Annotated in this window: 8 protein-coding genes and 1 pseudogene; 5 read left to right on the plus strand and 4 right to left on the minus strand. The window is 61.9% G+C overall.

Annotated features, from left to right (window positions below; translation table 11 throughout):
• Window positions 1-48: 48 nt before the first annotated feature.
• A pseudogene (locus tag ACFE72_RS12720) lies at window positions 49-741 on the minus strand (glutathione S-transferase N-terminal domain-containing protein); the annotation flags it as partial.
• Window positions 742-965: 224 nt separating this feature from the next.
• Here ACFE72_RS12720 and ACFE72_RS12725 point away from each other — a divergent pair.
• A complete protein-coding gene (locus ACFE72_RS12725) occupies window positions 966-1,988 on the plus strand; it encodes a methionine synthase (RefSeq protein ID WP_375413456.1) in 1,023 nt (340 codons plus the stop codon).
• A 257-nt stretch (window positions 1,989-2,245) separates the two neighbouring features.
• Here ACFE72_RS12725 and ACFE72_RS12730 read toward each other — a convergent pair whose 3' ends face one another.
• The 3 genes from ACFE72_RS12730 to ACFE72_RS12740 form a co-directional block, all read right to left on the minus strand.
• Complete coding sequence (locus ACFE72_RS12730; protein ID WP_375413457.1) at window positions 2,246-2,863, minus strand: hypothetical protein; 618 nt, start codon at window positions 2,861-2,863, stop codon at window positions 2,246-2,248.
• 44 nt (window positions 2,864-2,907) lie between these two features.
• On the minus strand, window positions 2,908-3,435 hold the full coding sequence (gpt, locus tag ACFE72_RS12735) for a xanthine phosphoribosyltransferase (RefSeq protein WP_375413458.1): 528 nt from the start codon (window positions 3,433-3,435) through the stop codon (window positions 2,908-2,910).
• Between the two features lie 128 nt (window positions 3,436-3,563).
• A complete protein-coding gene (locus tag ACFE72_RS12740) occupies window positions 3,564-4,304 on the minus strand; it encodes a competence/damage-inducible protein A (protein ID WP_375413459.1) in 741 nt (246 codons plus the stop codon).
• Between the two features lie 199 nt (window positions 4,305-4,503).
• Between ACFE72_RS12740 and ACFE72_RS12745 the strand changes: the two genes are divergently transcribed.
• From ACFE72_RS12745 to ACFE72_RS12760, 4 genes are all read left to right on the plus strand, one after another.
• Window positions 4,504-5,922, plus strand: coding sequence for a circularly permuted type 2 ATP-grasp protein (locus ACFE72_RS12745; RefSeq protein WP_375413460.1), 1,419 nt, complete (start codon window positions 4,504-4,506; stop codon window positions 5,920-5,922).
• A gap of 157 nt (window positions 5,923-6,079) precedes the next feature.
• Entirely contained in the window at window positions 6,080-7,024 is a 945-nt protein-coding gene (locus ACFE72_RS12750; protein WP_375413461.1) for an alpha-E domain-containing protein, read from the plus strand.
• A gap of 144 nt (window positions 7,025-7,168) precedes the next feature.
• A complete protein-coding gene (locus ACFE72_RS12755; protein WP_375413462.1) occupies window positions 7,169-8,005 on the plus strand; it encodes a transglutaminase domain-containing protein in 837 nt (278 codons plus the stop codon).
• A 75-nt stretch (window positions 8,006-8,080) separates the two neighbouring features.
• Entirely contained in the window at window positions 8,081-8,827 is a 747-nt protein-coding gene (locus ACFE72_RS12760) for a peptidase (RefSeq protein ID WP_375413463.1), read from the plus strand.
• Window positions 8,828-8,948: the final 121 nt, after the last annotated feature.

Raw genomic sequence — 8,948 nt, forward strand, 5'->3', positions numbered from 1 at the left:
CGGGCTCGCGTTTCGCGCGCCCCGGAATGACGCATCATTATGCTGCGCGCCCAGCAGCGCCTTCGCCGCCTGCCCGAACATATTCTTTCGCGCCTCTTCATCGAACGGCTCCTTGACGAATTTGCCCACGGCGAGCCCGGCCTGCACCTGCGGCCGCGCGCGGATTTCGGCGTACCAGCGCTTGACGCGCGGATAGTCGTCTAATGTAAAGCCCTGCGCCTTATGGGTCATGGTCCAGGGGAAGCAGGCGATGTCGGCGATCGAGTAATCGCCGGCGACATAGCTGCCGGTCTTGCTCAATTGCCGGTCGAGCACGCCGTATAGCCGTGCCGCCTCGTCGCGATAGCGCTCGATGGCATAGGGAATCTTCTCGGGCGCATAGAGCGCAAAATGCCCATGCTGGCCGAGCATCGGGCCGAGCCCGCCCATCTGCCACATCACCCACTGGATGGCTTTAGACCGGCCGCGCATGTCCGCAGGCAGGAAACGGCCGGTTTTCTCGGCCAAGTAGATCAGGATGGCTCCGGTCTCGAATACCGAAAACGGTTCGCCGCCATCGGCCGGCGCATGATCGACGATCGCAGGAATCCTGTTGTTGGGGCTGAGCTTCAGAAATTCCGGCTTGAACTGGTCGCCTGCGCGGATATTCACGGGAATTACCGTATAGGGCAGCCCCAATTCCTCCAGCATGATCGAGATTTTCCAGCCGTTCGGCGTCGGCGCATAGTGCAGGTCGATCATGGGGTTTCCTCAGGCGTTTTCAGCCGATCCTAAGCAACGAGCGAACGCACTGAAAGCATTTCTTCGTCCTTGTCGGGCTTGACCCGGCAATCTCCTTCGAAAAACTCCCTGCGAAGAGCGATGGATATGCGGGTCAAGCCCGCCTATGACGACTTTTGTTGTTCTGTACGCCGCCCTCAGGGCATGGCAGATACCATCCAAATCGAAAGCGTAGAGGGATGCACATGCTGTTTCCAACGACGATTGCCGGCTCGCTGCCGAAACCCGAATGGCTGGCCGAGCCCAACGTGCTGTGGGCGCCATGGAAATCCACGGGTTCCGAGTTGGCGCGCGCCAAGCGCGACGCCACCATGCTGGCGGTGAAGCTGCAGGAAGACGCCGGCGTCGATATCGTCACCGAAGGCGAACAGGCACGGCAGCATTTCGTGCACGGCTTTCTTGCCCATATCGACGGCATCGACTTCGCTCACAAGGTCGAGATGGGAATCCGGAAAGACCGTTACAAGGCGATGGTGCCGCAGGTGGTGGCGCCGCTGAAGCTGAAGGGCCGCGTCCATGCCGACGAGGCCCGTGTCGCCCGCAGCCATACCTCGCACAAGCTGAAATTCACGCTGCCCGGCCCGATGACCATCATCGACACCATCGCGGACCAGTATTACGGCGACCGCGTCAAGATGGCGTTCGCCTTTGCCGACCTGTTGAACGAGGAAGCCAAAGCGCTGCAGGCCGATGGCGTCGATGTGATCCAGTTCGACGAGCCGGCGTTCAATGTCTACATGGACGAGGTCGGCGATTGGGGCATCAAGGCGCTCGAGCGCGCCGCCGAAGGGCTGACCTGCGCTACCGCCGTGCACATCTGCTACGGCTACGGCATCAAGGCCAACACCGACTGGAAGCAGACGCTCGGCGGCGAATGGCGGCAGTATGAGCAGATTTTTCCGGCGATCGACGCCAGCCCGATCCAGCAAGTGGCTATTGAATGCCGCAATTCGAAGGTACCGCTGGAATTGCTCGGCCTCTTGAAGGGCAAGATCGTGCAGGCCGGCGTGATCGACGTCGCCAGCGATGTCGTCGAGACCGCAGAGGACGTCGCGAGCACTATCGAAGCCGTTATGAAGCACGTGCCGGCCAGCAATATCGTCGCCACGACGAACTGCGGCATGGCGCCGATGCATCGCGACATCGCCGAGGCGAAACTGATGGCGCTCGGCGCCGGCGCGAAGCTGGCACGGCAGCGGTTCGGATAAGCAGTACGCGCCATTCCACCGTCACGACCGGACTTGTCCCGGCCATCCGCGTCTTAACTGCCGCCGCAAAGAAAGACGTGGATGCCCGGGACAAGCCCTACTGGATTCATACATCTCGTCATACGCGGGCTTGACCCGCGTATCCATCCATCTTCGGAGGAGTCGTTCGAAAGGATGGATTGCCGGGTCAAGCCCGGCAATGACGATGGAGATGTGTGCATCCAGTAGGGACAAGCCCGGGCGTGACGAACATAAAATTACGCAGCCGCGCTCCGATGCAGCACCGGCCGATATCCAGCGCTAAACGCGCGCAGCGTCGAAGGCGGCGTGAGCAGCGCGGCGTCGCGGATTGCATGTTTACGCTCACGATAGCCATCCCAGGTCCACAGCAACGTCCTGCCCCCCGCGATCAGATAGCTGTCGCCTTCCACCCGCACCATCGCGCCGTCGGGCAATTTTTCCAAAGGCATCGAAAATGCATGCAGCCGCTTCTGCCTGCCGTCCAGTCGCTCGTGATGCAACACCGCGTCAATCTCAGGCGCGCTCGCATGCGCGACGCCGTTCCCTTGTTCCCACGCCGCGCGAAAGGCGCTGGCGTCGTCGCGGCGGCAGTAGAAGCATGGGCGATGCCCGGCCGCGAGCGCGGTGGCCTCGTCGAGAAAGAACAATTCGGTCCAGCTTCGCGCGGCCATCACGTCGCGGCGGCGGCCCCGAAATTCGCAAGTACAGGTGAGCCACGCCTTGCTGCTCCAGCGCCGGTTCAGCAGCGTCCTCGTCGCCGGATCATGGATGATGCCGCGATTGCCGGTGAACAGGCCGCGGTGTGGGGTGGCGACGATGTCGCCGGTCGGACTGACGCGGTTCTGCAGAGGCATGAATACCCGTCCCGGGCGGTGCAGCACAAGCGCAGCGTAGCCCGCTACGCCGCGCCGTCGCGGATCGGCGGCAGGAATGCCAGCGCGGTGTCCCAGGGAAAGAAGATCCAGGTGTCCTGCGACACCTCGGTAATAAAAGTGTCGACCAACGGCCGTCCCTTCGGCTTGGCGTAGACAGTGGCAAAATGCGCGTCCGGCATCATCTGCCGCACCAACCGCCCGGTCTTGCCGGTGTCGACGAGGTCGTCGACGATCAACAAGCCCCTGCCGGTGCCGCTGCCCAGCGCCGCGGTATCTGCCGAGATGCTTTTAAGCACCTGTAATTCGCCCTGCTTGGTGTGATCGTAACTGGCGATGCAGACGGTATCGATGATACGCACGCCAAGCTCGCGCGCCACGATCGCGGCCGGCACCAGCCCGCCACGGGTAATGGCGATCACGGCATGAAACGGCCCGACTTCGTTCAGCCGCCAGGTCAGCGCGCGGCAATCGCGGTGGAACTGGTCCCACGACACCGGAAACGCCTTGCCCGCGCGTTCCTGCGCACTCAACTCCGGAGCTTCCCCCGTCATAACTCTTCTCTCCTGCATTTTGCGTAGATCGATCCTTGTATCCGTCATTGCGAGCGCTGCGAAGCAATCCAGAGACCACAAGCCGGACTGGATCGCTTCGTCGCTTCGCTCTCCGCAATGACGACGCCTTAGCGTGCGACGTTAAGCCCCGCCAGCATCTCCTTTACCGCATTCATCGCGGCTGCAAGTTTTTCCGGATCGCGCGAGCGCACGACGAGGTTGGTATTCGGCTTTTTGTCCTCGTCCTGAAACGGATAGGAGCCGATGACAGTGTCCGGATGGGCGCTGGCGATTTCCCGCAACGGCCCGCCGATGTCGCCCTCCCGCGCATTGGCGCGCACCGATTCCGACAGCATGCGGACGCCGGACCTCAGCTTCGGCATGATGATATCCATCATCGCCTGCATGATCGACGGTACGCCCGCCATCACGATGACATTGCCTATCTTGAATCCGGGCGCGAGGATGGTCGCGCTCTGGATCAGTTCGGCGCCATCGGGAATCCGTGCCATGCGCAGCCGCGCCTCGTTTAATTCGCCCACGCCTTGAAAGCGCTCGCGGAATCGCGCCACCACGTCGGGATGGTGATCGATACCGACGCCGAACGCCTTGGCGATGCTGTCGGCGGTGATGTCGTCATGGGTCGGACCGATACCGCCGGTGGTAAAGACGTAGGTATAGCGCCGGCGCAGCGCATTCAGGGCCGCAATGATGTCGGCCTCGTCATCGGCAACGACGCGCACCTCTTTCAGGTCGATCCCGAGATTGGTCAGATATTCGGCGATAAAGCCGATATTCTTGTCCTTGGTCCGCCCGGACAGGATTTCGTCGCCGATCACCAGGATTCCCGCCGTGACGATATCGCTCATGACCTCTTCCTCGCCATCTGCGTGATTACCCTGCTGTTTTGCCGCCGAAATGAGCAGGTTTCAGCCGTTTTTTCAGGCAGCGTCGCGCTGTCCTGTTCCAATTGCCGTCCGGCACATGCATATCGTGCTGGCCCGGGCCTTGCTACCACCCCTTTCAGTCATGCACTGTGGCGTGTGGCTCAAAAAACAGTCTGGATAGATGGCAGTTGCGTTCGACGAAATGAACGGTCCCGGCGGCGATCTCCGCCCGGCCTACGAGGAACTCTCCCGCTGGCTCAAGGAGACGCCGCCTGACGCGCTGGAATATCGCCGTCAGGAAGCCGAACTGCTGTTTCGCCGGATCGGCATTACCTTTGCCGTCTATGGCGACGCCGAAGCCCAGGAGCGGCTGATCCCCTTTGACGTGATCCCGCGGATTTTCTCCGGCAAGGAATGGACGCTGCTGGAAAAGGGCCTGAAGCAGAGGGTTCATGCGTTGAACATGTTCCTGCGCGACGTCTATCATGGCCGCGATATCCTGCGCGCCAATATCATTCCGGACGATCTGATCTTCCAGAATCCGGTGTTCCGCCCCGAGATGAACGACCAGGACGTGCCGCACGATGTCTATGTGCATATCGCCGGCATCGACATCGTGCGTACCGAGCCGGAGAACTTCTTCGTGCTCGAGGACAACGCGCGCACCCCCTCCGGCGTGTCCTACATGCTGGAAAACCGCGAAATCATGATGCGGTTGTTTCCCGACCTGTTTGCCCGGCACCGGGTCGCGCCTGTGGAAAAGTATCCGGACGAACTGCTGTCGGCGCTGCGTTCGGTGGCGCCGGTCAGCGCTTCGGCGGAGCCCACGGTGGCGCTGATGACCCCCGGCGTCTACAATTCAGCCTATTACGAGCACTCGTTCCTGGCCGACAAGCTCGGCGTCGAACTGGTCGAGGGACGCGACCTCATCGTCAAGAACGACGAGGTGTTCATGCGCACCACCGAAGGCCTGAAGCGCGTCGACGTCATCTACCGCCGGGTTGACGACGACTTTCTCGATCCCCTCACCTTCCGTCCCGATTCAGCGCTCGGCGTGCCCGGCCTGATGTCGGCCTACATGGCCGGCACCGTGACGCTGGCCAACGCAGTCGGCACCGGGATCGCCGACGACAAGGCGGTCTACAGCTACATGCCGGAAATCGTGCAATTCTATCTCGGCGAAGCGCCGATCCTGAAGAACGTACCGACCTGGCGCTGCCGCGAGCCAACGGATCTGGCTTACGTTCTCGACAATCTTGGGGAACTGGTGGTGAAGGAAGTGCACGGCTCCGGCGGTTACGGCATGCTGATCGGCCCCGCCGCGACCAAGGCCACCATCGCAGCGTTCCGCGACAAACTCAAACGCGAGCCCGAGGGTTTTATAGCGCAGCCGACGCTGGCGCTGTCGACCTGCCCGACCTGCACCGAGAAAGGTCTGGCGCCGCGGCACGTCGACCTGCGGCCCTTCGTGCTGACCGGGCGCGACCACGTCAACATCGTTCCCGGCGGCCTGACCCGCGTGGCGCTGAAGGAAGGCTCGCTGGTGGTGAATTCAAGTCAGGGCGGCGGGACCAAGGATACCTGGATACTGGATGAGTAACGAAGGCTCACCTCGCTTCCCCGGCCCGATGCGGCGCATCTTCTGCGCTGATTTGCGGAATCCGGACCATTGCAAAGGCGCCCCCCCGGGCGATCCCGGTTCTGCGCATCGGCATGGCAATACCGCAGCGCGCTGCGGACATGGATCGTGAGGTCGCATGTTGTCGCGCACCGCTGAAAACCTTTACTGGCTCGCCCGCTATGTCGAACGCGCAGAATATCTCGCACGCACCATCGAGGCGACGCTGCGCGTCACCGCGCTGCCGAACGCCTATGTCGGCAAGAGCAATGAGTGGGATTCGGCGTTGCTGACGGCCGGCGTCAGCGCCAACTTCTACACGCTCTATTCCACGGCCGACGAACACAACGTAGTCGAATACCTGTCGTTCTCCTCGGCCAATCCGTCGTCGATCCGCAACTGCATCGAAAATGCACGGCTGAATTCGCGTTCGGTGCGCACCGCGCTGACATCCGAGATGTGGGACACCATCAACGGCGCGTGGATCGAATTGCAGGAAGTCTGGGGCAAAGGCACCAGGACCCGCGAAGAACTCAACAAGTTCCTGCGGTTCGTCCAGGAAATCTCGCTGCGGTTCGACGGCTCGGCCTATCGAACCATGCTGCGCAACGACGCCTACTGGTTCTCGCGGCTCGGGCTGCATCTGGAGCGCGCCGACAACACCGCGCGCATTCTCGACGTGAAGTATCACCTGCTGCTGCCGGAAGAAGAGCACGTCGGCGGCCCGCTGGATTATTATCAGTGGACCTCGATCCTGCGTTCGGTTTCAGCCCTGACCGCATATCACTGGGTCTATCGCGAAACGCTGAAACCCTGGCTGATCGCCGATCTTCTGATTCTGAACGAGTCGCTGCCGCGTTCGCTGGCGAGCTGTTACAGCAACCTGGCGCGTAATCTCGATCAGATCGGCGTCGCCTATGGCCGCCAGGGCGCGGCGCAGCGCCACGCCCGCGGCGTCCGCAATCGCCTCGAGCACAGCAACATGAACGACATCTTCCAGCGCGGCCTGCATGAATTCATCCAGGAATTCATTTCGGACAATGGCCGGCTCGGCGAAGTCATCGCCAAGCAGTATCTGATATGACAGGGTCGCCAAAACTTAAAACCGTCATTCCGGGGCGCGACGAAGTCGCGAGCCCGGAATCCACAGCCACCATCGTGCGTATGGATTCCGGGCCTGCGCTAAAAGGCGCATCCCGGAATGACGAAGACGGAAGCCGGTAGAACCATGCGCCTGCGAATTGCCCACTCCACCACTTATCGCTACGAGCCGCCAGCCTCCAGCGTGATCCAGATCCTGCGGATGACGCCTGGCAGCCATGACGGCCAGTATGTCGCCGACTGGCAGATCGACGTCTCCACCGATTCGCGGCTCGATATGCATCAGGACGCGTTCGGCAATGTAACCCATGTGCTGACCCATGGGCCGATCGCCGACCTTACCATCAAGGTCGAAGGCCTGATCGAAACCCACGACACCGGCGGCGTATTGCGCGGCACCGATGAGCGCTTTCCCCCGAGCCTGTTCCTGCGCTCGACGCCGCTGACGCAAGTCAATCCGGCGATGGCGGCGTTTTCCCGCGAGTTGCGTTTGCAATCCGGCAACGACGTGTTGGGATTTCTGCATGCTCTGATGATGCAGATCAACGAACACATGACGTTCGACGAAGACCCGACCAATTCCGGTACTTCGGCGGCGGAAGCTTTTGCGGGAAAGCGCGGGGTGTGTCAGGACTACGCGCATATCTTCATTGCCAGCGCGCGGTCCGGCGGCGTGCCTGCGCGCTTTACCGCCGGGCACTTCCTGCGCTCCGACGGCATGGTCAACCAGCAGGCCGGGCATGCTTGGGCCGAAGCCTTTGTGCCGGATCTCGGCTGGGTCGGGTTCGATCCCGCCAACGGCATTTGCACCACCGACGCGCACGCCCGCGTCGCCATCGGCCTCGACTATCTCGGCGCCGCCCCGGTGCGCGGCACGCGTTACGGCGGCGGCAAGGAAACCCTGACGGTGGCGGTGAAGGTCGATCAGGCCGGACGGCAGGGTCAGTCGCAATCGCAGTCGTAATCGTGGGTTGGACGCCCGTGCAAAATTGGCTACACGTTTCACTCGATCATCTTCGATCGGGTTTGAGGACCGGGAATGACCTATTGTTGCGGAATTCTGGTGAAGGAAGGTCTGGTCATGATCGCCGACACCCGCACCAATGCCGGCCTCGATAACGTTTCCACCTTCCGCAAGCTCCACGTCTTCTCAAAGCCGGGCGACCGCATTCTGGCGATTGCCAGCGCTGGCAACCTGTCGATCAGCCAGTCGGTGCTGTCGACCCTGACCGAAGGCCTGGAAGATCCCACCACCGGCGACATCGAAACGCTGATGAACGCGCCGACCATGTTTCAGGCCGCGCAGCGCATCGGCCGCGCGATCCGCAGCGTGCATGCCACCGAGGGTGTCGCGCTGCAATCCGAAGACATCAATTTCGACGTCTCGTTCCTGTTCGGCGGCCAGATCAAGGGCTCGCGAATGCGGCTCTTCATGGTTTATCCGGCCGGAAACTTCATCGAATGCACCACCGACACGCCGTATCTTCAGATCGGCGAGCACAAATACGGCAAGCCGGTGCTCGATCGCGCCATGCATTACGACGTCGATCTCTACGAAGCGCTGAAGTCGGGACTGATCTCGATGGATTCGACGATGCGCTCCAATCTCGGCGTCGGCCTGCCGATCGACGTGCTGGTAGTGCGGTCGGACGTTTGCGACGCCGACCTCAACCACCGTATCGAGGCAGGCGAACCCTATTTCCATGACCTGCGGTCGCGCTGGTCCGCGGCGCTACGCGCGGCGCACCAGAACATCCCGCGGCCGCCGTATAAGAAGGAGGGCTGATGGAGAATCGTCATTCCGGGGCGCGCCAAGCGCGAGCCCGGAATCCATAACCACGATCGGCGATTATGGATTCCGGGCCTGCGCCAAGAGGCGCATCCCGGAATGACGGCGGTGTAGTTTT

Source organism: uncultured Bradyrhizobium sp., assembly GCF_964252615.1.
Classification (GTDB): domain Bacteria; phylum Pseudomonadota; class Alphaproteobacteria; order Rhizobiales; family Xanthobacteraceae; genus Bradyrhizobium.